The following is a 22465-nucleotide window of genomic DNA, read 5'->3' as shown; positions in this document are numbered from 1 at the left end:
AACATGCAGTTTCGCCGCCATCACGCTTGTTTCGGAGACAATCCCATATGGATCGCCGTTCCTTCCTGGTCTCGTCCGGCGCGCTGGCGCTCGGCGCCGCCCTGCCCGCGCCGCTCTTCGCCAAAACCGATGCCGATGGCGCGCTCAACGCGCTGCTCGACAGCTTCTTCTACGAGAGCCTGGAGGACAGCCCCGAAGCCGCGACCAGCCAGGGGCTGGACAAGGGCCCGCGCGCGGCGCTGAAGAGCAAGCTCAGCGATTATTCCACCAGCGGGCGGGCCAAGCGGCTCGTGCGCGCCAAGGATCAGGCGGCGCGGCTCGCCCGCGTCGACCGCGCGGCGCTCTCCTCGCTCGGCCACGTCAATTATGACGTCACCGAATATATGCTGGCCCAGGACATCAAGGGCCTGGGCAAATATCCCTTCGGATCGGTGGACGGCATCTGGTCGCCTTATGCGATCAGCCAGCTCGGCGGCGCCTATCAGGGCGTGCCCGATTTCCTCGATTCCCAGCATGGTATCGAGAACAAGGCCGATGCCGATGCCTATCTCGCCCGCCTCGACGCCTTCGCGACCGTGCTCGATCAGGACAGCGAGCGCCAGCGGGCCGAAGCGGCTTATGGCGCGGTCGCCCCGGATTTCTCGCTGGACCTGACCATCGCCCAGCTCGAGGCGCTGCGCGGCAAGCCGGCGGCGGAGACGGTGCTGGTCCAGTCGATCGCCCGGCGGACCAAGGAGAAGGGCATTGCCGGCGACTGGGCGGCCCAGGCCGCGAAGATCGTTTCCGGCAAGATATTCCCCGCGCTCGATCGCCAGATCGCGCTGGTGAAGCAGCTTCGCGCCACCGCCAGCAGCGACGCCGGCGTGTGGCGCCTGCCCGAAGGCGCGGCCTTCTATGCCGATGCGCTCGCCAACAGCACCACGACCACCCTGTCGCCCGAGGAAATCCACCAGATCGGGCTGGAGCAGGTGGCGGAGCTGACCGCGCGGATCGATACGATCCTGAAGGCGGAAGGGATGATGCAGGGCACCGTCGGCGAACGGCTGACCGCGCTCAACGCCGATCCGAAGCAGCTTTATCCCAACACCGACGAAGGCCGCGCCGCGCTGCTCGCCAGCCTGAATGCCGACATCCACAAGATGACGGCGCTGCTGCCCCGCGCCTTCTCCACCCTGCCCAAGGCGCCGATCGAGGTGCGCCGCGTGCCGGTGTTCATCCAGGATGGCGCGCCCAACGGCTATTATAATCCGGCCGCGCTCGATGGATCGCGCGACGCCATCTACTACATCAACCTCAAGGACACGCATGACTGGCCGAAATACGGCCTGCCGGCGCTGACCTTCCACGAAGCCGTGCCCGGCCACCATCTGCAGGGCAGCCTGGCACAGGAAACCCAGGGCATCCCCATCCTGCGCCGCCAGACCTTCTTCTCCGCTTATGGCGAAGGCTGGGCGCTCTATGCCGAAGGCGTGGCGGAGGAACTGGGTGCCTATGGCGACGATCGCCTCGGCATCGCCGGCAGCCTCCAGTCCCTGCTGTTCCGCGCGGTGCGGCTGGTGATCGACACCGGCATCCACGCCAAGCGCTGGACCCGCGAGCAGGCGACCGACTACATGGTCGCCAACACCGGCTTCCCGCGCCCGCGCTCGCTGCGCGAGGTGGAGCGTTATTGCGTGTGGCCGGGACAGGCCTGCAGCTACAAGGTGGGCCACAACAAGTGGGTGGAGCTGCGCAAGCGCGCGGAGGCCGAGCTTGGCGACAGGTTCGACCTCGCCTGGTTCCACGATGTGCTGCTGGATGGCGCCATGCCGCTCACCATCCTGGAAGCCCGCGTGAACGAACGGATCGCCGCCCGCAAGGCCTGACCCGGCCGATCGGGTATCTCGACGCGCATCATCGCCCGTGTTAGCTGGGTATAACAGCATGACCTGGCGATGATGCGCGACGACGACCCTTACGACCTGGAATGGACCGAACCCGAGGAGGATCGCCGCGCGCCGGCATCCCCCCGGACCACGGACAGAAAGCCGCCACAGCGCGGGGCGGCTGCCCCCCGCGCCTTCTGGAAGCGCTGGCGCTTCTGGAAACGGGTGGCCCAGGCTGGCGCGCTGATCTTCGTCCTGTTGGTCGGCTGGCTGGCGATAACCGCGCCGCTGTCGCGATCACTGAAGCCGATCGCGCCGCCCAGCATNACCCTGCTTTCCAGCGACGGCAAGCCGATCGCCCGCAAGGGCGCGATCATCGACAAGCCCGTGGTGGTGGCCGATCTGCCGCCGCATGTGCCGCAGGCCTTCATGGCGATCGAGGACCGGCGCTTCTACAGCCATTGGGGGATCGATCCGCGCGGCATCGCCCGCGCGGCCTGGCGCAACACCGTGGCGGGCGGCGTGCGCGAGGGCGGCAGCACCATCACCCAGCAGCTCGCCAAGGTCGCCTTCCTCGATTCCGATCGCACCGCCGCCCGCAAGCTGCGCGAGGTGCTGATCGCCTTCTGGCTGGAAGCGCGGCTTTCCAAGGACGAGATCCTGTCGCGCTATCTTTCGAACGTCTATTTCGGCGACAATGTCTATGGCCTGCGCGCGGCCGCCCTCCATTATTTCAACCGCCAGCCGGAAAAGCTGAACGTCGCGCAGGCGGCGATGCTGGCCGGGCTGCTGAAGGCGCCGTCCCGCCTCTCCCCAGCCGTGAACCTGAAGGGCGCGCGCGAACGCCAGCGCGTGGTGGTGGCCGCCATGGCGGACGCGGGCTTCCTTACGCCCGCGGAGGCCGCCGGCGTCCCGCCGGCCTCGCTCAACCTGCGGCCGCTCAAGATGCTGCCGAGCGGCACCTATTTCGCGGATTGGGCGCTGCCCGCGGCCCGCGACAATGCCGGCGCCGTCTATGCCGAGCAGGAGGTGAAGACCACGCTCGACAGCCGCATCCAGCGCGCGGCGGAGGCGGCGGTGCGCCGCGCCGGGCTGGGCAAGGCGCAGGTCGCGCTGGTGGCCATGCGGCCGGACGGCAGCGTCGTCGCCATGATCGGCGGCAAGAATTATGCGGACAGCCCGTTCAACCGGGCCACGCAGGCGCGGCGGCAGCCCGGCTCCACCTTCAAGCTGTTCGTCTATCTCGCCGCGATCCGCCACGGCCTGACACCGGACAGCCTGGTGGAGGACGAGCCGATCACCATCGCCGGCTGGTCGCCCAAGAATAATGACGGGCGCTATCGCGGCAAGATCACCCTGCGCGAGGCTTTCGCCCGATCGAGCAACGTCGCCGCCGTCAGGATCGCGAGCGAGGTGGGCATGGACAATGTGATCCGCGCCGCCCGCGACCTCGGCATCACCAGCCCGCTCGCCGCCGACGATACGACGCTGGCGCTGGGCACATCGGGCGTGACCCTGCTGGAGCTCACCTCCGCCTATGCCGCCATCGCCGCCAACGCCTATCCGGTGAAGGCGCACGCCCTGCCCGACAAGGAGCAGAGCTGGTATGACGCCTTCTGGGATCGGCCCCGCGCCTTCGACGGCGAAACGCGGGCGATGCTGCTCGACCTGCTGGGCGCGGCCGTGCGCGAGGGCACCGGCCGTTCCGCGACCTTGGCGATCGACGCCTTCGGCAAGACGGGCACCAGCCAGGATAATCGCGACGCCATCTTCGTGGGCTTTTCCGGCGATCTGGTGGCCGCCGTGTGGGTGGGCAATGACGATAACAGCCCGCTGGGCGGCATCGCGGGCGGCGGCCTGCCGGCGCGGATATGGCGCGATTTCATGAGCCGCGTCGTCGATGGCGCCGCGCCGCCGGTGGTGGAGCGCGCCCCGGCGCCGGCTGCCGAGCCCGATCCGATCGGCGACCTGATCGAAAACCAGGTCGACAATCTCTCCATCGCCGTGAACGGCGGGATCGGCGATGTCGACGTGGGGCTGCGGGTGGGACCGGACGGGCTCACCATCTCGGCCAATCCCGGCAATAATCGCCCGCCCGAGGAACGGCGCGGCCCCGGCCCGGCGATAGCCCCGCCGCCGCCCGTGCCCGAACCGGTGCCGAACGGGCAGTGAGGCCCGCCGCCTCCGGCCTTGAGCTTCCGGCGCGCCGCCTCTAGACGAAACGGCGATGCCGACCGATCCGCACCCTTTTCCGCACCGTCACCTGACGGGCATCTATGGCCTGCAACCCTGGGAGATCGCTTTCCTGCTCGACGAGGCCGAGCAGTGGATCGCGCTCAATCGGGGCACGGCCAAGCATGATGACCGGCTGGCGGGGCTGACGCTGATCAACGCCTTCTTCGAGAATTCGACGCGGACCCTGCTGTCCTTCGAAATCGCCGGCAAGCGGCTTGGCGCGGACGTGGTGAACATGCAGGTCGCCGCATCCAGCGTGAAGAAGGGCGAGACGCTGATCGACACCGCCATGACGCTGAACGCCATGCGCGCGGATGTGATCGTGATCCGCCACGAGGCATCCGGCGCGGTGCAGCTCATCGCGGACAAGGTGGACTGCCCGGTGCTGAACGCCGGCGACGGGCGGCACGAGCACCCCACCCAGGCGCTGCTCGACGCGCTGACCATCCGCCGCCGCAAGGGACGGATTGATGGCTTGCGCGTCGCCATCTGCGGCGATGTGCTGCACAGCCGGGTCGCCCGGTCCAACATATTGGCGCTGACCGCGCTCAATGCCGAAGTGCGCGTGGTCGGCCCTTCCACCCTGCTGCCGCCCGCGATCGAGCGGATGGGCGTGACCGCCTTCACCGATTTCGATGCCGGGCTGGATGGCGCGGACGTGGTGATGATGCTGCGGCTGCAGCGCGAGCGGATGGCGGGCGGCTTCGTCCCCTCGCCGCGCGAATATCATGCGCTCTACGGGCTGACGCCGGAGCGGCTGGAGCGCGCCGCGCCGGATGCGCTGGTGATGCATCCGGGGCCGATGAACCGGGGCGTGGAGATTTCATCGTCGGTGGCGGACGATCCCGTGCGATCGGCGATCACCGAACAGGTTGAGATGGGGGTGGCGGTGCGCATGGCCTGCCTTGACGTGCTGACGCGCGCGCGCCGGGGAGTTCCGGGATGGAACTGAAACCGATCGCCATCGTCAACGGCCGCCTGATCGAGGCGGACGGCACCACCCGGCCGGGCGGCGTGCTGGTGCGCGACCGCAGCATCGCCGCCATCGGCGAGATCGAAGCGGCGGGCGTGGAGACCATCGATGCTAGGGGCGCGCTGCTGGCGCCGGGCATCGTCGACCTCGGCACCTTCGCCATCGACCTGCCGGCCTTCACCGCCGGCGGCATCACCCGCGCCGCCCTGATGCCGGACCAGTCCCCGCCGCTGGACGATGCGGCGCTGGTGCAGCGCGCGGCCGCGGCCGGCAAGCCGGACGTGTGGATCCACCCGATCGCGGCGGCCACCCGCGCGCTGACGGGCGAGGAACTGGCCGAGATCGGCCTGATGAAGGCGGCGGGCGCCTGCGCGGTCGCCACCGGGCGCGGCTGGATCGCCGATTCGGGCGTGATGCTGCGGCTGCTCGGCTATGCCGCGTCGCTCGACATGCCGGTGATCGTGCATGCCGAGGATGGCTGGCTGGCCACCGGCGCGGTGGCGACATCGGGCGAAACCGCGACACGGCTGGGCCTGCCCTCCGCCCCGGCCATGGCCGAGGCGATGGCGATCGCGCGCGATCTGATGCTGGCCGAGGAAACCGGCGCGCGCATCCATTTCCATCAGGTGACGACGGCGCGCGGGTTCGACCTTATCCGCGCCGCCCGCCAGCGCGGCGTGCGCGTGACCTGCGGCATCACGCCGGCGCACCTGCTGCTTTCCGATACCGCCATCGGCCAGTTCCGCACCTTCGCCCGGCTTTCGCCCTCCTTGCGCGAGGAGCGGGACCGGCTGGCGGCGATCGAGGCGGTGCGCGACGGCACCGTGGACATCCTCTGTTCCGCGCACGATCCGCAGGGGCCGGAAGCCAAGCGCCTGCCCTTCGTCGATGCCGAACCCGGCATGGCCGGGGCGGAGACGCTGCTGACGCTGTCCCTCACGCTGGTGCGCGACGAGGTGATCGGCCTGCCCCGCCTGTTCGAGCTGCTTTCGGCCAATCCCGCGCGGCTGCTGGGCCTGCCGGGCGGGCAGCTGGAGACGGGCGCCGAGGCGGACCTGATCCTGATCGATCCCGATGCCCCGTGGCGGATCGATGCCGACCGCATGGCCGCCAAGGCCGGCAACACGCCGTTCGACGGGCTGCCGGTTCAGGGCAAGGTGCTGATGACGATCAAGGGCGGCCGGCCGCTCCGCTGAGGCGGTCAGGCCCGGCGGTAGCGGAGCAGCAGCAGCGGCTGGGCGAGAGCGAGGCCGGCGAAGAAGCCGCCGATATGGGCGGCGATCGCGATGCCGCCCCCGCCCGATCCGCCCCAGGAGGCGAGGCCGACCATCAGTTGCAGCAGCACCCAGGCGGCCGCGAGCCACAGGGCGTTGGCAAGCTGGTTGAGCCGGCGATTGGCGAAGGTGCGGCGTTTCTCGCCATAGAGGAGCGCGTAGGCGCCGATCACCGCGGAGACCGCGCCGCTGGCGCCGATCATCGGCCAGGGCTCGGTCGGGCCGGCGAGAAAATGGCCGAACGCGGCGACATAGGCGCCGACGACATAAAGGATCACGATCCCGCGCGCGCCGATGGCGGCTTCCACGAAGCGCCCGCACAGCCCGAGGATCAGCATGTTGAAGGCGATGTGGATGAAACCGCCGTGCAGCAGCGTGGCGGTGAGCGGCGTCAGCCAGCGCGGGGCGAAGGGAATGCCCCGGACCGACATCTCAAGCGTGGGCGCCACCCCGCCGATCGAAAAACGGGCGGGGATGAACCCGCCCGCATAAGCGGCGATATCGCCCAGGCCGCTCCACGAGACGAGCAGCCAGGACGCGATCGTCACGCCCAATATGGCCAGCGTTGCGCGGGCGGGCGGCAATTGCATCCGCCGCCGCTCCTCAGATGAACTCGATCTTGGAGACCAGATAGTAGCGATCGCCGGAAGGCACCGTCACCTCCACCTCGTCATCCACCTTGCGGCCGATGAGCGCGCGGCCGAGCGGCGAGTTGTAGGAGATCCTGCCCGACTTGGCATCCGCCTCGGTCTGGCCGACGATCTGGTACTTGATCGGCTTCTCATCCTCGTCGAGCAGGTGGACGGTAGCGCCGAACACCACCTTGTCCCCCGAAAGCGTCGTCGGATCGATCACCTGCGCGCGGCTCAGCCGGTCCTCGATATCGGCGATCATCGCCTCGATCTGGCCCTGGCGCTCCTTGGCGGCATGATATTCGGCATTTTCCGAAAGATCGCCATGCGCGCGCGCTTCCTCGATCGCGTCGATGACCTGCGGCCGCTCCAGCTTGAGGCGCGCGACCTCCTCTTCCAGCATCCGGTAGCCTTCCGCCAGCATCGGCAGCTTTTCGACGGTCGCCATCAGCGAAACCCCTTCAGTAAAATCTTGTCCCCGGGCGGTTCCAACCGGTGCCGCCCGCACTTCCATCGACGATGTGGGGATCAGTCGTGCGAAGTGGAATAATATGATTGGAGCGGCTGCACTTCAAGGTCTCGTTCTTGCAGTGCAGCGATGGCCTCCACCGCCGCGACGCTGGCGGCCGCCGTGGTGAAATAAGGCACCTTGCCGAGCAGCGCGGAAGCGCGGATCGACTGCGAATCCTGCAGCGACTGCCACCCTTCGGTGGTGTTGAAGATCAGCTGGACGCCGCCATCCTTGATCCGGTCGACGATGTGCGGCCGGCCCTGCTGCACCTTGTTCACCGCTTCCACATCCATGCCCAGGCCATTGAGATAGGCCGCGGTCCCGGAAGTGGCGATGACCTTGAAGCCCAGCTTCAACAGGCCCTGGACGGCGGGGACGACGACCGCCTTGTCGCTATCCTTGACCGAGACGAACACCGTGCCGGATGCCGGCAGGACGGTGCCCGCACCAAGCTGTGCCTTGAAGAAGGCGGTGGCAAAATCCCTATCGATTCCCATGACTTCGCCGGTGGACTTCATCTCCGGCGAGAGGACGGGGTCGACGCCGGGGAAGCGCGCGAAGGGGAATACCGCCTCCTTCACCGCGATATGATCGATATGGCGGTCGATCTTCGGCAGGTCGGCGAGCTTCTCGCCCGCCATCACGCGCGCGGCGATCTTGGCGATGGGCGCGCCGATGGCCTTGGCGACGAAGGGCACGGTGCGGCTGGCGCGGGGGTTGACCTCGATCAGATAGACATCGCCGTCCTTGACCGCGAACTGCACGTTCATAAGGCCCCGCACCTCGAGCGCACGGGCGAGCGCATCGGTCTGCCGTTCTATTTCCGCGACGATCTCCGCGCTCAGGCTGTAGGGCGGCAGCGAACAGGCGCTGTCGCCCGAATGGACGCCGGCCTCCTCGATATGCTGCATCACGCCCGTGACGACGACATCGGTGCCGTCGCCGATCGCATCGACATCCACCTCGATCGCGTCGCGCAGATACTGGTCGATCAGCACCGGCGACGATCCGGAGACCTGGACGGCCGTATTGATGTAGGTTTCCAGCTGGGCGGGATTTTCCACCACCTCCATCGCCCGGCCGCCAAGCACGTAGGACGGACGCATCAGCACCGGATAGCCGACGCGCTCGGCCACGGCCAGCGCCTCCTCCCGGCTGCGGGCGATGCCGTTGCGCGGCTGCCTCAGGCCGAGGCGGCCGACCAGATCGGCGAAACGCTCGCGATCCTCGGCAAGGTCGATCGCATCGGGGCTGGTGCCGAGGATCGGGATGCCCGCCTCTTCCAGTTCCTGGGCGAGCTTCAGCGGCGTCTGCCCGCCGAACTGGACGATCACGCCTTCCAGCGTGCCGTTCGACATTTCGACATGCAGGATTTCCAGCACATCCTCGGCGGTCAGCGGCTCGAAATACAGGCGGTCGGACGTGTCATAATCAGTCGAAACCGTTTCCGGGTTGCAGTTGACCATGATCGTTTCATAGCCGGCCTCATCCAGCGCGAAGCAGGCGTGGACGCAGCAATAATCGAACTCGATGCCCTGCCCGATGCGGTTGGGACCGCCGCCGAGGATCACGACCTTTTTCCGGTCCGAAGGCTGGCTTTCGCATTCGGGCGCCCCAAAGGACGGGGCCTCGTAGGTCGAATACATATAAGGCGTCTTCGCCTCGAACTCCGCCGCGCAAGTATCGATGCGCTTGAAGACGGGGCGAACGCCCAGCCGGTGGCGCAGCGCGCGAACGTCCTTTTCGGTGACGCCGCCGGTCAGCGCCGTCACCGCATCATGAACGATGCCGCCGCCCCGCGCATGGGCGCTTTCCATGCCACGCAGATGGGCGGACTGGAGCGCGAGATAAGCGAGCCGCTTGTCCGAAAATCCCATGGCCTTCAGGCGGCGCAGCCCTTGCGCGTCGCGCGGCAGGCCTTCTTCCATCACCTGCTTCTCGGCGGCGACGATCTCGGCCAGCCGTTCCAGGAACCAGGGATCATATTTGGCGATGCGGTGAACCTCATCGACCGAGAAGCCCTCGCGCAGCGCCTGGGCGGCGACGAGCAGGCGATCCGGCGTCGGCCGGGCGAGTTCCGCCTCAATGACAGCGCGTTCGGCGCCTGCCAGCGCCTCGACGAAGTTGAAGCCGGACAGGCCGGTTTCCAGGCCGCGCAACGCCTTCTGCATCGATTCGTGGATGTTGCGGCCGATCGCCATCACCTCGCCCACCGATTTCATGGCGGTGGACAGCAAAGGCTCGGCGCCCTTGAACTTCTCGAACGCGAAGCGCGGGATCTTGGTGACGACATAGTCGATCGTCGGCTCGAACGAGGCCGGCGTGGCGCCGGTGATGTCGTTGTCGATCTCGTCGAGCGTATAGCCCACCGCCAGCTTGGCGGCGACCTTGGCGATCGGGAAGCCCGTGGCCTTGGAGGCCAGCGCCGAGGACCGCGAGACGCGCGGGTTCATCTCGATCACCACCAGGCGGCCGTCCTTGGGGTTGACCGCGAACTGGACGTTGGAGCCGCCGGTCTCCACCCCGATCTCGCGCAGCACCGCGATGCTGGCGTTGCGCATGATCTGATATTCCTTGTCGGTCAGCGTCAGCGCCGGCGCGACGGTGATGGAATCGCCCGTATGGACGCCCATCGGATCGACATTCTCGATCGAGCAGATGATGATGGCATTGTCGTTCCGATCCCGGACGACCTCCATCTCATATTCCTTCCAGCCGAGCAGCGATTCCTCGATCAGCACCTCGGTGGTGGGCGAGGCATCGAGACCGCCGGTGACGATCTGGATGAACTCCTCGCGGTTATAGGCGACGCCGCCGCCGGTGCCGCCCATGGTGAAGCTGGGGCGGATGATCGCCGGCAGGCCGGTGTGCTCCAGCGCGGCCAGCGCCTCGTCCACCGTGTGCGCGACGGCGGAACGGGCGCTTTCCAGCCCGATCTTGTCCATCGCTTCCCGGAACTTCTGCCGGTCCTCGGCCTTGTCGATCGCCTCGGCATCGGCGCCGATCATGACGCAGCCGAACTTCTCCAGGGTGCCGTCGTTGAACAGCGCGAGCGCGGTGTTGAGCGCCGTCTGGCCGCCCATGGTGGGCAGCACGGCGTCCGGCCGCTCCTTCTCGATGATCTTGGCGACGACGGCGGGCGTGATCGGCTCGACGTAGGTGGCGTCGGCCATATCCGGATCGGTCATGATCGTCGCCGGGTTCGAATTGACGAGGATGATGCGATATCCTTCCTCGCGCAGCGCCTTGCATGCCTGCGTGCCCGAATAATCGAACTCGCACGCCTGCCCGATGACGATCGGACCCGCGCCGATGATGAGGATGGATTTAATGTCGGTGCGTTTGGGCATCAGTGGGTCAATCCGGTTTGAGCGACACATCCCCAGCCATCATATTCGAGGCCGAACATCGCTTCGATCTGCAGGCAAGTAATCGTTAGGGCTTTGATGGCGTCCGCGTCGGCGGTCTGCACGCGCTGGAGGAAAAGCCAAGGCTCTCCATCGTCCGATGGCTCGGTTTCGATCACCTCGAACCCCAGCTCCTCCGCGGCATCCGCCAGATCGTCAAGAGCATCGGGAGGCCCGCGGAAGCTGACGTCCACCGCCCTTGGAATATCGGGCCGGTCGCCATTTTCGCGAAGATTCGCCAATACGTCCTGATCCGCCCGCCATTCCTCGTTCAGCCGCGCCGGATCGACCGGCGGCAGTTTCACGCCGCCTTCTCCAACGATGCGACGAACTTCTCGAACAGATAATGGCTGTCCTGCGGGCCGGGGCTGGCTTCGGGATGATATTGCACGCTGAACGCGGGCGCGTCGGTAAGCTCCAGCCCGGCGAGCGAGCCGTCGAACAGGGAGATATGCGTGGTCCGCGCGTTCGCCGGCAGCGTCTCCGCATCCACCGCGAAGCCGTGGTTCATGCTGGTGATCTCGACCCGGCCGTCATCCGAACGCTTGACCGGATGGTTCGCGCCGCGATGGCCCTGGTGCATCTTGTAGGTCGTGGCGCCAATGGCGAGGCCAAGGAGCTGGTGGCCGAGGCAGATGCCGAAGATGGGCTTGCCGATCTTCAGCAGCTCCCGGATCACCGGCACGGCATATTCGCCGGTCGCGGCGGGATCGCCGGGGCCGTTGGAGAGGAATACGCCATCGGGCTTGTGGGCCATCACCTCGTCGAAGCTGGCCGTCGCCGGCACCACCGTGACGCGGGCGCCGGCATTGACGAGATTGCGCAGGATGTTCCGCTTCAGTCCGTAATCGATCGCCACGACATGCGGGCCGGCGGGGTTGGCGGAATGGGTCGCATAGCCCTGGCCCAGCGTCCAGAGGCCGTCATCCCACTTGTAGCTCTGGGTGGAGGAAACCTCCCTGGCGAGGTCCATGCCCTCCAGCCCAGGCCACCCGCGCGCCTTGGCCAGCAGCGCCGTGATATCGAATTCGCCCTTCGCATTGTGGGCGATCACGCCGTTGGGGGCGCCCTGGATGCGGATGGCGCGGGTGAGCGCGCGGGTATCGACCCCGGCAAGCCCGATGCGGCCGTTCGACTTCAGCCAGGCATCGAAATTCTGGATCGAACGGAAATTGGACGGCGCGGTCACGTCCTCGCGCACGATCAGGCCGAGCGCCTGGGGGTTGGTCGCCTCCACATCCTCATGATTGGCGCCGACATTGCCGACATGGGGGAAGGCGAAATTGATGATCTGCCCGGCGAAGGACGGATCGGTCATGATTTCCTGATAGCCGGTCATCGAGGTGTGGAAGCACACTTCGCCCACGGCGTCGCCCTCGGCACCGAACCCCCGGCCCCAGATCACGGTTCCATCGGCCAGAACCAATACGCCAGTGGCACCTTCTGGGCGCGCGTGATCGGTCTCGGCCATTTGGAGGCTCTCCTGTTGCTGGGGCGGCGGGTAAACGGCGGGGTTCCTAGGAGGGTGGTCGGGCAGGGTCAATCTATTAAAATTCTGCAACGGACGCTATGCTGATCGCTTTCCCGGACCATCTCCCGAGGCTCCATGATTCGTGACGACATAAAGGCGGGCCTGGTGTCCGCGATGAAGGCGCGCGACGCCGAGAAGACCGCAGCTATCCGCCTGATCCAGGCCGCCATCAAGAATCGCGACATCGAGGCGCGGACGGGCACCGCGCCCGCCGACGACGATGTGCTGGTGACCGAGGTGCTGCAGAAGATGGCGAAGCAGCGCCGCGAATCGATCGAGATGTTCGAGAAAGGCGGCCGCACGGAGTTGGCCCAGGCGGAAAAGAGCGAGCTCGCCGTGATCGAGGGCTTTCTGCCCGCGCAGATGGGCGAGGACGAGGCCAAGGCCGCGATCGCCGGCATCGTCGCGGAGCTTGGCGCGACGTCGGTCAAGGATATGGGCCGGGTGATGGCTGCGGTGAAGGAGCGCTTCGCCGGCCAGCTCGACATGAGCAAGGCCAGCGGGCTGGTGAAGGGAGCGCTTGCTTAAGGCCGCGCGGGCATTCTCTTCCTTCCGTTCGTGTCGAGCGCGGTCGAGACACGCAAACGCCGTCGGCCGCGGCACGTCCCTCGACTTCGCTCGGGACGAACGGGTGGGCAATGCGAGTGGGGAAAGGGGATGGCGTTCTGGGTCTATGTCCCGCGGTGCAATGACGGCAGCGACTATACCGGGCACACGGACGATCTGGATTGGTGGCTGGCGGAACATCAGCGCGGCGGCCATTGCGACTTCGCGAGTCGGCGCCGCCCCGTGGCATTGATGTGGTCGGACCATTTTCAGACACGGCTTGAAACGCTCGACAGCGACCGGCGGATCAAGTCCTGGTCGCGGGCCAAGAATGAGGCGCTGTTCCAAGGCGATTGGCAGGCGGTATCCCGCTCCGCCCGGCCTCCCGCTGAACGCCCTCCTCTTGGCAGGGAGGGGGAACGTTGAGCCTTTCGCCGCAATTCCTCGACGAGCTGCGATCGCGCACGCTGCTTTCAGCGCTGGTCGGAAAATCGGTGAAGCTGGAGCGCGCGGGCCGGGAATTCCGGGCCTGCTGCCCCTTCCACAACGAAAAGACGCCGAGCTTCTACGTCAACGACGATAAGGCCTTCTATCACTGCTTCGGCTGCGGTGCGCATGGCGATGCCATCCGTTTCCTGACCGAGCATAAGGGCCTACCCTTCATGGACGCGGTGAAGGAGCTGGCCGCCGCCGCCGGGATGGACGTGCCCGCCGCCGATCCGCGCGCGGCGGAGAAGGCCGAGCGGGCATCCGGCCTGCATGAGGCGATGGCGGAGGCTGCGGCCTGGTTCGTCGAGCAACTGCACGGCATCGCCGGGGCCGAGGCGCGGGACTATCTGCGCAAGCGCGGCGTGGATGCGGCCGCGCAGGCCGCGTTCGGCATCGGCTTCGCCCCGGATTCGCGAGGAAAGCTGAAGGCGGCGCTTTCCCGCTTCGGCGACGACAAGCTGGTCGAGGCCGGCCTCCTGATATCGGTGGAGGACAAGGAACCTTATGACAGGTTCCGCGGCCGGCTGATGATCCCGATCCGCGATGCGCGCGGCCGGGCGATCGCGTTCGGCGGCCGGATCATCGGCCAGGGCGAGCCCAAATATCTGAATTCCCCGGAAACCCCGTTGTTCGACAAGGGGCGGACGCTGTTCAACCTGGACAAGGCCGCCGCCGCGACCCGCAAGGCCGGGCGGGTGATCGTGGTCGAAGGCTATATGGACGTGATCGCCATGGCCCAGGCGGGCATCGGCGAGGCGGTCGCCCCGCTCGGCACCGCGCTGACCGAAGGGCAGATCGAGCGGCTGTGGCGGCTAGCCGAAACGCCGATCCTGTGCTTCGACGGCGATGCCGCCGGGCAAAAGGCCGCGATCCGGGCCGCGCTGCGGGCGCTGCCGATGATCGAGCCGGGCCGAACCCTGCGCTTCGCCACCCTGCCCCCCGGCCAGGATCCCGACGATCTCGTGCGAAATGGCGGCCGGACGGCGCTGGAAACGCTATTGGAGGGAGCCGAACCGCTGGTCGAGCGGTTGTGGAAATATGAGCTTGCCGCAGCCCCGCTCGATACGCCCGAAGCCCGGGCCGGACTGCGCAAACGGCTTGCCGACCACGCCGCGACGATTCGCCACGGCGACGTGCGCGGCCAATATCTCGCCGATTTCCGCCGGCGCTTCGATGCGCTTTACGAACGCACCTCCCCTGCCCCGCGCTTTCAGCCGGGCGGCGGCTGGCGGGGCGGACAGGCGGGGCGCGGCGGACGCGGCGGCCCGTTTCGCGGAAAACCGCCCGAAGCCCCGCCTTCGGCCGTCACCCGATCGATCGGCAACGGCGGGTTGGGTCCGCTCGAAAGCCGGGCGGTGCTTGCCGGGATGCTGCGCCACCCCCAGATCATCGCCCATCATGCCGAGACGATCGCGGCGCTGCCGATCGCCGACGAAAAGCTCGCCCGGATTCGCGATGCGATGCTCGATGCGGCTTTTGCTGCGGAAACGCTTGATTCGGACACATTGGGAACCATATTGGGACAAGTGGGTCTGGCTGGAGCGATGGAAGCGCTTCGTGCGCCGAACGGACTTGCCTTTTCCTTCCTTCGCGGCAATGCCGATGCGGGGCGCGCTCGACGCGATCTCGCGGCGGCGATCGAGGCGTTGGCGGCACGGCCCGAACTCGACGCGGCTCTGGCGGCGGTGACGGCGAGGTTGATGGCTTCGCCCGACGAGGCCGGCTTTGCCGAGCAGCGTCGCCTTAGGGCGGCGCGCGATGCGGCGGATCAGGCGCTGGCCAGTTTGGCGGCCGGCGAAAGCGGCGCGGATAGTAATTAGGGTTGGTCGAATGGCGAAGACGAACATGGCGGAAACGGCGGAGAAGAGCGAGGGCGGCGATGCGCCGCTGATCGACCTCAACGAGGCGTCGCTGAAGAAGCTGATCGCCCGTGCCAAGAAGCGCGGCTACATCACCTACGACCAGCTCAACGAGGCGCTGCCGCAGGACCAGATGTCCTCCGAGCAGATCGAGGATGTGATGTCCGCCCTTTCCGAAATGGGCGTCAACATCGTCGAGAATGAGGAAAGCGGCGAGGAGGATCAGCAGGAGGACGGCGACGACGAGGTCGTCGGCGTCGACGAGGGCGATGGCGCCCCCGTCCTCACCCAGGTCGCCAAGAAGGAAACGGTCGATCGCACCGACGATCCCGTCCGCATGTATCTGCGCGAGATGGGCGCGGTGGAGCTGCTGTCGCGCGAGGGCGAGATCGCCATCGCCAAGCGCATCGAGGCAGGCCGCGACACCATGATCCTGGGGCTGTGCGAAAGCCCGATCACCTTCAACGCCATCATCGACTGGTCGACCGCGCTCAACGAAGGCACGATGCAGCTGCGCGAGATACTCGATCTCGATGCCATGCTCTCCAAGGGACCGACCGCCGAGCAGGTGGAAAGCGCCGAGGACGAGGACGGCGAGATCAGCGAGCAGAGCACCGGCCCTTCCTTCAAGGAGGAGGACGAGCCCGAGGAAGCTTCCGCCGACGACGACGAGGATTCGATGACGGAGCGCCGCACGCCGCGGCCCACGGAAGACGATGACGACGACAATACGCTGAGCCTCGCCCAGATGGAGGAGCAGCTCAAGCCGATGGCGCTTGAGAAGTTCGCGACCATCACCGAGCTCTACAAGAAATTCCACAAGATGCAGGTCGCCCGCCTGGAGGCGATGGGCGCGGGCGGCGAGCTGCCGGCCGCGGAAGAGAAGAAATATCAGAGCCTGCGCGAGGACCTGACCGCCGAGGTGGAAAGCGTCCAGTTCCATGGCGCCAAGATCGAATATCTCGTCGACCAGCTTTATTCGTTCAACCGCCGGCTGATGGCGCTGGGCGGGCAGATGCTGCGCCTGGCCGAGCGCCACAAGGTGCAGCGCAAGTCGTTCCTGGACGCCTATGTCGGCCACGAGACCGAGGAAGGCTGGCTGGATCGCGTTGCCGGGCTCGACAAGAAATGGGCGGCCTTCGCGGCGGCCGAGGCCGCGCCGGTGGAGCGCATCCGCGCCGAGATCACCGAGATCGGCCAGGCGACCGGCATGTCGCTCCCTGAATTCCGCCGCATCGTCAACATGGTGCAGAAGGGCGAGCGCGAGGCGCGGATCGCCAAGAAGGAGATGGTGGAAGCCAATCTCCGCCTCGTCATCTCGATCGCCAAGAAATATACCAATCGCGGCCTGCAATTCCTTGATCTTATTCAGGAAGGCAATATCGGTCTGATGAAGGCGGTCGATAAGTTCGAATATCGCCGCGGCTACAAATTCTCCACCTATGCGACCTGGTGGATCCGGCAGGCGATCACCCGTTCGATCGCGGACCAGGCGCGGACGATCCGCATCCCGGTCCACATGATCGAGACGATCAACAAGCTGGTCCGCACCAGCCGCCAGATCCTGCATGAGATCGGCCGCGAGCCGACGCCGGAGGAACTGGCCGAGCGGCTTTCGATGCCGCTCGAAAAGGTGCGCAAGGTGATGAAGATCGCCAAGGAGCCGATCTCCCTCGAAACGCCGATCGGCGACGAGGAGGACAGCCATCTGGGCGACTTCATCGAAGACAAGAACGCGATCATCCCGGTGGACGCCGCCATCCAGGCCAATCTGAAGGAAACGGTGACGCGCGTTCTCGCCAGCCTCACCCCCCGCGAGGAGCGCGTGCTGCGCATGCGCTTCGGCATCGGCATGAACACCGATCACACTCTGGAGGAAGTGGGCCAGCAGTTCAGCGTGACCCGCGAGCGCATCCGCCAGATCGAGGCCAAGGCGCTCAGGAAGCTGAAGCACCCGTCGCGCAGCCGCAAGATGCGCAGCTTCCTCGACCAGTAAGCCGCCGACGGCGGTTTCGAGGCACCGGATCGCCGCCTTGGGGGATGCCCCAGGGCGGCGATTTTCGTTTCGGATCCGGTTAACCCTTATATCCGAATAACTAATCCGTCATAAACCTCGCCTTTACGGGCTTTGATATAGATGCGGGGGCATCGAGGAATACACGGATCATCCGTGTTTTCAGGAGTAAGCGATGCCCCTGCCCGCAACCGACCCCATGGGACCGAGCCGCCTGGCGACGTCGCTACTGGCCAATGCCGCGGTCGAGGGCAGCGGCGGGCACCCCTATGTCGCCTCCGCGGAGCTGCGCGAGGGGGCGGATGCCATCCGCAACCTGGCCGACGTCATCCACCATCTCTGCCTGCTGCACGGTCGCCATCCCGGCGTGATCGACCTTGCCGCCGAACGATCGCCAGATGACCTGGCCGGCTGGATCGGTGATTCGGCCGCCGCCTTCGCCGAGGAACGCGGGCTGCTCACCCGGCTGGTGGTGGCCGCCCCACCGCTGCCGAGCACGCCCGGCCAGGCGGAATGCGAGGCCGCGCTGCTCGCCCAGCGCCATGCCCTCGAAATGCTTGCCACCTCCGAACGCCGGGGCTGCGCGCTGGGCACGGCGCTGGCCCTGCTGCTCGACTGGGTGGCGATACGCGAGATACTGGACCTTGCGGCCACGCGGCTCGGCATCGCGATCGAGCCGGCTCGCCTGCCGACGCGCGCCGCGATCGGCGATTTCGCGGGCCGCATCCCCCCGGTATTGGAGCGCGCGGTGGGCTTTGGCGCGGGGCAGCTCTATCACCAGCAGCGCGGGCTGTGGGACCTCCTGGAATCGCGGGAACAGGCGCGCCGGTAACGCCGGCTCAGGGCTTCAGCACCAGCGCGCGGCCCTCGACGCCCCAGCCGGACAGCGAGTTGAGGAAGTTCATGCCGAGGACATTGATGTCCGCGAACTCGGCCGCGGTGGTGGCGCGCACGTCCGCGCGGCGGATCGGGCCGACGCGGAGATCGGCGATGCGCACCCGGCGGGCCATGACGGTGCCGTTGGCGGTGACGACGGGGGTTCCGAACGGATCGTCGGCGGGATCGATACCGGCGGCGCTGGCGGTAGCGGCCGAAAGCGCCGTGGTGGTGGCGCCGCTATCAACGAGGAAGCGGGTCTCCACGCCGTTGACGCTGCCGCGCACCCAGAAATGGCCGTCATCCCCCATGGGGATACGCAGCGTTTCGCCGACGACGGTGCCGCGATCGGGGTGGATGGCGAAGCGCAGCCGATCGCCGATGTCATCCTTGAACGAGAAAGCGAGGAGCAGGAGCGCGAAGATGGCCAGCCAGCCGAGCGCCATCTTCGCCGCCCGCCCCAGCGGCACCCGCCGGGCGACAAACGCGCTGCCGACGAGGACGAGGCACATGGCGGCGGCCACCATCTGGAGGGCCTGATCGCCGTTCATGGCGCGACCACCAGGCCATCATGGCCCGGCACCACCTTGGGCGGCAATTCGGCCAGCAAGCCGGCGTAGTCCATCGACTGATCCATATGCGTCAGCACTCCCTGCCCGACCGACAGCCGATCGATCCATGCCAGCGTATCGCCCAGATGCATATGGGTGGGATGCGGCCGGCGGCGCAGGGCATCGACGATCCACAGGTCCAGCCCGCGATAAAGATCGGCCATCGCCTCCGTCATCGCATGAAAATCAGTTGCATAGCCGATAGTCTTATCATCGGATGAGAAGCGGAGGCCGACGGACGTGATCGTGCCGTGGGGCTGATCGACGCAATCCACCGCGATGTCGCCGATCATCAGCCGATCCGGCAGATCATGGCCGACTACGATCGGCGGGTAACCGTCCTTGCCCTCGAACGCATAAGCGAAGCGCAGGCGCAGCCCCGCCAGCGTCCAGGGCCGGGCATAAGCGACGACCGGGGCGCCCCGCGCGTGGAAAAGCTGCCGCAGATCGTCGATCCCGTGGCAGTGATCGGCATGGTCGTGGGTCCAGATCACCGCATCGACATCGGCGATATCGGCATCGAGCAGCTGATCGCGCAGGTCGGGGCCGGTATCGACCAGAATGCGCGTGGTGGCGCTTTCGACTAGGATGGACGCCCGGCGGCGGCGGTTGCGCGGCTCGGCGGGGTCGCAATCCCCCCAGTCATTGCCGATCCTCGGCACGCCGGAAGAGGTTCCGCAGCCGAGGATATGGACCTTCACCGCCGCGGCCTCATGCCCTGGCCTTGCCGAAAAGGGCGAAGAAATTGGCCGAGGTGGCGCGGCCCAGCTCCTCGATGCTCACCCCGCGCAGATCGGCGAGGAAGCGGGCGGTATCGGCGACGAAGGCGGGCTCGCACGTACGGCCACGATGCGGCACCGGCGCGAGGAAGGGCGCATCGGTTTCGATCAGCAGGCGATCTTCGGGTATCGTCTTGGCAGTGGCCTGCAAGTCCTTGGCATTCTTGAAGGTCGCGATGCCGGAGATCGAGATATAGAGGCCGAGATCGAGCGCGATCCGGGCGAAATCGGCGCTGGCGGTAAAGCAGTGGATCACGCCGGGAAAGGCGCCTTTCGCCATCTCCTCCGCCAGGATGGCGGCGCTGTCCTCCTCCGCATCGCGGGTGTGGACGATCAGCGGCAGGCCCGTCTCGCGAGCGGCGGCGATATGGGTGCGGAAGCTGGCCCGCTGCCGATCGCGATCGGAATGATCATAATAATAATCGAGGCCGGTTTCACCGATGCCGATCACGCGCGGATGGGCAGCCATCGCCACCAGCCGGGCGGTATCGACCGCCGGATGGGCATCGGCCTCATGCGGGTGGATGCCGACCGACGCCCACACATCCGCCTCCCGCTCCGCCGTGGCGATGATGTCGCCCCATTCGCGCTCGCGGGTCGAGATGTTCAGCATCGTCGCGACGCCCGCATCCCGCGCCCGCGCCAGCACGCTCGCCTGATCCTCGACCAGGCCGGCATAATTGAGGTGGCAATGGCTATCGACGAACATCAGCCTTCCTGTTCCACCCAGCGCGGAAACACGCCCTGCGGCGCCGGCAGCGCCGTGCCGGGGGCGATCGGGGCGGCAAGCGCCGCGAAATCGCGGGCATCGGCGGGCTGGGCGAGTTGATCGAGCAGCTTGTCCGCGCTTTCCGGGATCGCCCAGCGAACGAGGATGGCGAGCACGCGGATCGCCTCCGCCGTGGCATGGAGGATGGCATCGGCCGCCGCCGGGTCCGTCTTGCGCACGGCCCAGGGGGCGCTGTCGGCGAAATAGCGGTTCGCTTCCGCCACGCCTTCCCAGATGACCTCCAGCGCGCGGTGGATGGCGAGGCCGGCCATCGCCTCCTCCACCCGCGCCAGCAGCGCCGCCGCGTCCAGCACTGGAGCGGGCGCGCCTTCGCCCGGCACCACGCCGCCGCAATTCTTGGCGATCATCGACAGGCAACGCTGGGCGAGGTTGCCGAGGCCGTTGGCGAGATCGGCATTGGACCGGGTGACGATCGCGTCATGGCTGTAGGAGCCGTCCTGGCCGAAGCTGACTTCCCGCAGCAGGAAGTAGCGAAGCTGGTCGACGCCATAGGTGCGCGCCATCTCCATCGGATCGACGACGTTGCCCAGCGACTTCGACATCTTCTCGCCCCGGTTGAGCAGGAAGCCGTGGCCGAACACCTGGCTAGGAAGCGGCAGATTGGCGGACATCAGGAAAGCCGGCCAGTAAACCGCGTGGAAGCGGACGATATCCTTGCCGATGATGTGAAGATCGGCTGGCCAATATTTCCTGTAAGCCTCTGTATCCTCTGGATAACCCACACCGGTCAGGTAATTGGTGAGCGCATCCACCCACACATACATCACATGGCCCGGCGCATCGGGCACCGGCACGCCCCAATCGAAGCTGGTGCGCGAGATCGACAGATCGGAAAGCCCGCCCTTCACGAAGCTCACCACCTCGTTGCGGCGGCCTTCCGGGCGGATGAAATCGGGGTTCGCCTCATAATGCGCGAGCAATCGATCGGCATAAGCGGAAAGGCGGAAGAACCAGCTTTCCTCGACGGTCCATTCCACCGGCGTGCCCTGCGGCGACAGCTTCTGGCCGTCCTCGCCGGCCACCAGCTCCTTCTCGTCGTAAAAGGCCTCGTCGCGGACCGAATACCAGCCTTCATAGCGGCCGGGATAGATATCGCCATTGGCCGCCATCGCCCGCCAGAGCGCCTGGCTGGCCTCGTAATGCGCGGGCTCCGACGTGCGGATGAAACGGTCGTTCGAGATATTAAGAACGCCCGTCATCTCACGAAAATAGGATGACATTTCGTCCGCAAGCTCGCGCGGGGAAATGCCGCGGGCGCGGGCGGCCTGATCCATCTTCAGGCCATGTTCGTCCGTGCCGGTCAGGAAGAATACGTCGCGCCCTTCCATGCGGCGGAAGCGGGCGATCGCATCGGTGGCGATCACTTCATAGGCATGCCCGATATGCGGGCGGCCATTGGGGTAGGAGATCGCGGTGGTGATGTAGAAAGGTTCGGCCATGCCGGCGCTTTAGCGCGAACGGGCCACGGAAATCACCATATTGTTGCGATGGCGGAAATGGAAAATGGCGGGAAGGCGCCCTGCCCGGCTTCAGCGCCCGTGCGCCGGGGCAAGGCCGGCAGCCATCGTCGCCAGTTCGAACACGGTGGTCTGGGGATCGAGCGACAGACGCACCGCCCCTTCGGCCAGAAGACGCGCTTTTTCCCAGAGCGCGATGGCGGTCATCAGCGCATCACCGCTCCGCTGCTTTGCCTCGCCGGCGATGAAGGCGGGCAGCCTTTCCAGGAAAAGCTCGTAGCGCGGCTGCGCGGCCTTGAGCGCAAGGGACTTGGCCAGCGCGATCCGTTCCGCCCCGGAAGGATCGCCATGCCGGGCCAGTTGAGCCAGCGTGCGATCCATCCCGGCGAGATCGAGCCCGGCATAACGCAGCGCGCGGCCCGGCGCGCCGCCGCCGTCGGCGACCAGCGCCGCAACCTCATCCCCGGCGATGTCCGGCAGCATCCGGCGGATCGCCACGGTCATGACATCGTCGTCCAGCGGACCGAAACGGATCAGGCGGCACCGCGATCGGATGGTGGGCAGCAGGCGGCCCGGCGCGTGGCTGATGAGCAGGAACAGCGTATCGGCGGGCGGC

General features: G+C 67.0%; 18 protein-coding genes and 1 pseudogene. 9 read left to right on the top strand and 10 right to left on the bottom strand.

All coding sequences use genetic code 11. From position 1 onward, the window contains the following. Window positions 1-47 precede the first annotated feature (47 nt). The 4 genes from BHE75_RS11115 (at window position 48) to BHE75_RS11100 (ending at window position 6269) form a co-directional block, all read left to right on the top strand. Complete coding sequence (locus BHE75_RS11115) at window positions 48-1865, top strand: DUF885 domain-containing protein (RefSeq protein WP_070933903.1); 1818 nt, start codon at window positions 48-50, stop codon at window positions 1863-1865. 69 nt (window positions 1866-1934) lie between these two features. After that, window positions 1935-4037: a transglycosylase domain-containing protein gene (locus BHE75_RS11110; protein WP_070933902.1), complete on the top strand. Its 2103-nt coding sequence runs from the start codon at window positions 1935-1937 to the stop codon at window positions 4035-4037. Window positions 4038-4092: 55 nt separating this feature from the next. Continuing rightward, window positions 4093-5052: an aspartate carbamoyltransferase catalytic subunit gene (locus BHE75_RS11105; RefSeq protein WP_015456887.1), complete on the top strand. Its 960-nt coding sequence runs from the start codon at window positions 4093-4095 to the stop codon at window positions 5050-5052. Beyond that, the gene (locus tag BHE75_RS11100) at window positions 5043-6269 is read left to right on the top strand and encodes a dihydroorotase (protein ID WP_070933901.1); all 1227 of its coding nucleotides are present in this window, start codon (window positions 5043-5045) and stop codon (window positions 6267-6269) included. The genes BHE75_RS11105 and BHE75_RS11100 overlap by 10 nt, the downstream gene beginning before the upstream one ends. Before the next feature lie 5 nt (window positions 6270-6274). Here BHE75_RS11100 and BHE75_RS11095 read toward each other — a convergent pair whose 3' ends face one another. The 5 genes from BHE75_RS11095 to carA all read right to left on the bottom strand — a co-directional run bounded on the left by BHE75_RS11095 (window position 6275) and on the right by carA (window position 12368). Beyond that, window positions 6275-6937, bottom strand: coding sequence for a rhomboid family intramembrane serine protease (locus tag BHE75_RS11095; RefSeq protein WP_015456885.1), 663 nt, complete (start codon window positions 6935-6937; stop codon window positions 6275-6277). A 13-nt stretch (window positions 6938-6950) separates the two neighbouring features. Beyond that, a complete protein-coding gene (gene greA / locus BHE75_RS11090) occupies window positions 6951-7427 on the bottom strand; it encodes a transcription elongation factor GreA (protein ID WP_015456884.1) in 477 nt (158 codons plus the stop codon). Window positions 7428-7507: 80 nt separating this feature from the next. After that, a complete protein-coding gene (gene carB / locus BHE75_RS11085) occupies window positions 7508-10840 on the bottom strand; it encodes a carbamoyl-phosphate synthase large subunit (RefSeq protein WP_070933900.1) in 3333 nt (1110 codons plus the stop codon). Next, window positions 10840-11202, bottom strand: coding sequence for a ribonuclease E inhibitor RraB (locus BHE75_RS11080; RefSeq protein WP_015456882.1), 363 nt, complete (start codon window positions 11200-11202; stop codon window positions 10840-10842). Before BHE75_RS11080 ends, carB begins: the two co-directional genes overlap by 1 nt. Next, entirely contained in the window at window positions 11199-12368 is a 1170-nt protein-coding gene (gene carA, locus BHE75_RS11075) for a glutamine-hydrolyzing carbamoyl-phosphate synthase small subunit (RefSeq protein ID WP_070933899.1), read from the bottom strand. The genes BHE75_RS11080 and carA overlap by 4 nt, the downstream gene beginning before the upstream one ends. 135 nt (window positions 12369-12503) lie before the next feature. Here carA and BHE75_RS11070 point away from each other — a divergent pair, with 135 nt between their 5' ends. The 5 genes from BHE75_RS11070 to BHE75_RS11050 all read left to right on the top strand — a co-directional run bounded on the left by BHE75_RS11070 (window position 12504) and on the right by BHE75_RS11050 (window position 18168). Then, window positions 12504-12956: a GatB/YqeY domain-containing protein gene (locus tag BHE75_RS11070; RefSeq protein WP_070933898.1), complete on the top strand. Its 453-nt coding sequence runs from the start codon at window positions 12504-12506 to the stop codon at window positions 12954-12956. Between the two features lie 129 nt (window positions 12957-13085). Further along, window positions 13086-13400 (top strand): GIY-YIG nuclease family protein, encoded by a 315-nt coding sequence (locus BHE75_RS11065; RefSeq protein ID WP_070933897.1) that lies wholly within the window; start codon window positions 13086-13088, stop codon window positions 13398-13400. Continuing rightward, window positions 13397-15283 (top strand): DNA primase, encoded by a 1887-nt coding sequence (dnaG, locus tag BHE75_RS11060; protein WP_070933896.1) that lies wholly within the window; start codon window positions 13397-13399, stop codon window positions 15281-15283. The genes BHE75_RS11065 and dnaG overlap by 4 nt, the downstream gene beginning before the upstream one ends. A gap of 10 nt (window positions 15284-15293) precedes the next feature. Continuing rightward, on the top strand, window positions 15294-17318 hold the full coding sequence (gene rpoD, locus BHE75_RS11055) for an RNA polymerase sigma factor RpoD (protein WP_070933895.1): 2025 nt from the start codon (window positions 15294-15296) through the stop codon (window positions 17316-17318). 193 nt (window positions 17319-17511) lie between these two features. After that, a complete protein-coding gene (locus BHE75_RS11050) occupies window positions 17512-18168 on the top strand; it encodes a DUF6975 family protein (RefSeq protein WP_070933894.1) in 657 nt (218 codons plus the stop codon). Window positions 18169-18175: 7 nt separating this feature from the next. On the opposite strand, the gene BHE75_RS11045 is transcribed toward BHE75_RS11050, so the two are convergent. The 5 genes and pseudogenes from BHE75_RS11045 to BHE75_RS11025 all read right to left on the bottom strand — a co-directional run. Next, window positions 18176-18763, bottom strand: a complete 588-nt coding sequence (locus BHE75_RS11045; protein ID WP_070933893.1) for a TIGR02281 family clan AA aspartic protease — start codon at window positions 18761-18763, stop codon at window positions 18176-18178. After that, window positions 18760-19524 carry an MBL fold metallo-hydrolase gene (locus BHE75_RS11040; RefSeq protein ID WP_070933892.1) on the bottom strand — a complete coding sequence of 255 codons (765 nt, stop codon included), beginning with the start codon at window positions 19522-19524 and terminating at the stop codon, window positions 18760-18762. The genes BHE75_RS11045 and BHE75_RS11040 overlap by 4 nt, the downstream gene beginning before the upstream one ends. Before the next feature lie 10 nt (window positions 19525-19534). After that, the gene (locus BHE75_RS11035) at window positions 19535-20311 is read right to left on the bottom strand and encodes a TatD family hydrolase (RefSeq protein WP_070933891.1); all 777 of its coding nucleotides are present in this window, start codon (window positions 20309-20311) and stop codon (window positions 19535-19537) included. Continuing rightward, the gene (metG, locus tag BHE75_RS11030) at window positions 20311-21831 is read right to left on the bottom strand and encodes a methionine--tRNA ligase (protein ID WP_070933890.1); all 1521 of its coding nucleotides are present in this window, start codon (window positions 21829-21831) and stop codon (window positions 20311-20313) included. Before metG ends, BHE75_RS11035 begins: the two co-directional genes overlap by 1 nt. Before the next feature lie 90 nt (window positions 21832-21921). Then, a pseudogene (locus BHE75_RS11025) lies at window positions 21922-22465 on the bottom strand (DNA polymerase III subunit delta'); the annotation flags it as partial.

The sequence above is a fragment of the Edaphosphingomonas haloaromaticamans genome, from assembly GCF_001853345.1.
Classification (GTDB): domain Bacteria; phylum Pseudomonadota; class Alphaproteobacteria; order Sphingomonadales; family Sphingomonadaceae; genus Sphingomonas_E; species Sphingomonas_E fennica.
This window is presented reverse-complemented; position numbering and strand designations above follow the sequence as displayed.

Bases quoted from the DNA above. Each gene is read 5' to 3' on its own strand.
- BHE75_RS11115 (WP_070933903.1), top strand. From the start codon at position 48: ATGGATCGCCGTTCCTTCCTGGTCTCGTCCGGCGCGCTGGCGCTCGGC.
- BHE75_RS11105 (WP_015456887.1), top strand. From the start codon at position 4,093: ATGCCGACCGATCCGCACCCTTTTCCGCACCGTCACCTGACGGGCATC.
- BHE75_RS11100 (WP_070933901.1), top strand. From the start codon at position 5,043: ATGGAACTGAAACCGATCGCCATCGTCAACGGCCGCCTGATCGAGGCG.
- BHE75_RS11095 (WP_015456885.1), bottom strand. From the start codon at position 6,937: ATGCAATTGCCGCCCGCCCGCGCAACGCTGGCCATATTGGGCGTGACG.
- greA (WP_015456884.1), bottom strand. From the start codon at position 7,427: ATGGCGACCGTCGAAAAGCTGCCGATGCTGGCGGAAGGCTACCGGATG.
- carB (WP_070933900.1), bottom strand. From the start codon at position 10,840: ATGCCCAAACGCACCGACATTAAATCCATCCTCATCATCGGCGCGGGT.
- carA (WP_070933899.1), bottom strand. From the start codon at position 12,368: ATGGCCGAGACCGATCACGCGCGCCCAGAAGGTGCCACTGGCGTATTG.
- BHE75_RS11070 (WP_070933898.1), top strand. From the start codon at position 12,504: ATGATTCGTGACGACATAAAGGCGGGCCTGGTGTCCGCGATGAAGGCG.
- BHE75_RS11065 (WP_070933897.1), top strand. From the start codon at position 13,086: ATGGCGTTCTGGGTCTATGTCCCGCGGTGCAATGACGGCAGCGACTAT.
- rpoD (WP_070933895.1), top strand. From the start codon at position 15,294: ATGGCGAAGACGAACATGGCGGAAACGGCGGAGAAGAGCGAGGGCGGC.
- BHE75_RS11050 (WP_070933894.1), top strand. From the start codon at position 17,512: ATGCCCCTGCCCGCAACCGACCCCATGGGACCGAGCCGCCTGGCGACG.
- BHE75_RS11045 (WP_070933893.1), bottom strand. From the start codon at position 18,763: ATGAACGGCGATCAGGCCCTCCAGATGGTGGCCGCCGCCATGTGCCTC.
- BHE75_RS11035 (WP_070933891.1), bottom strand. From the start codon at position 20,311: ATGTTCGTCGATAGCCATTGCCACCTCAATTATGCCGGCCTGGTCGAG.
- metG (WP_070933890.1), bottom strand. From the start codon at position 21,831: ATGGCCGAACCTTTCTACATCACCACCGCGATCTCCTACCCCAATGGC.